Consider the following 975-nt stretch of genomic DNA (forward strand, 5'->3'; position numbering starts at 1 on the left):
CTGTCAGAGTTTCCGCCGCGTCGTGCGGGTCCTTCCAGCGCCAGTCGAACCGAACAGCATGGACCGACCGGCCCCGTTTCTCCGGCGTCATGGTGACGCTCACCGTCCCGTAATCGTTGATGGCCTCAAGGGCCGGATCAAGCACACGAGCCCTGAAATTGTTCCACCTGTCGTAAGCCCTGCTCCCCTTAACTCCCATGAGCGCCCGCAGCTCGTCCAGCGTGAAGGTCCAGTAGGGACGGCCGAGCCGCTTTTTGTCGCTCAGTATCGCGTAGAGCTGCCGCCCGTGGCCGGTGAGACGGTGCGCCGCGTGGGCCTCAATCTTCGTGAAATTGGCCGGAGACCGCAGCGCGTGGACGCCCGCGGGCGGGATCAGCAGGCGGGCCAGACTACCGCCTTCCGTGATGTGCCATTCAGCCAGGACGACAGCGCCCCAAGGGTCTCCTCGGTACTCTCCGGACAGTTTGACGCCCATGAGCCGGTCTAGGCATTCACGTAGCCAGACGTTATCCGAGCGCCCCCCCTCACCGCGCAGCCGAACGGTGGGGACTTCAAGCCAAACCGAGTTCGGAACTGATGCCGGTGTGTGCTGTTCATCCAGCGCGCTGGCGATCTCCCAGACGGTTGACACCATGGCCGGGGTAAGCGGCTGTTCGGAACGAAGCGTTACGGCGCTGGTGGGGACGGTGATCTTTCTCATAGACTACAATTATAACTACATTTGTAGTCCGTCAACTGTAGTCGAATACCCTCCCGGCCCTAGCCGTAACCCTCCGGCGTGTAGTCTCATACCCTCCGGCGTGTAGTCTCATACCCTCCGGCGTGTAGTCTCATACCCTCCGGCGTGTAGTCTTTTACCCTCCGGCGTGTAGTCTTTTAGCCCCATAGTGTCAGTGTCGGGTGAGAGTGGAGCGAAGCGACACGCGACACTCGACACCCGACACTCGGACTTTTTGAAATCGGCGTCGCCTAGCC

Annotated in this window: 1 protein-coding gene; it reads right to left on the reverse strand. The window is 61.4% G+C overall.

Annotated elements, in window-relative coordinates:
- Positions 1–700, reverse strand: a 700-nt coding sequence (locus tag ACVNHC_RS24475; protein ID WP_457169896.1) for a hypothetical protein, incomplete at its 3' end; no start/stop codon positions are given.
- Positions 701–975: the final 275 nt, after the last annotated feature.

It is taken from the genome of Pannonibacter sp. Q-1, from assembly GCF_054073275.1.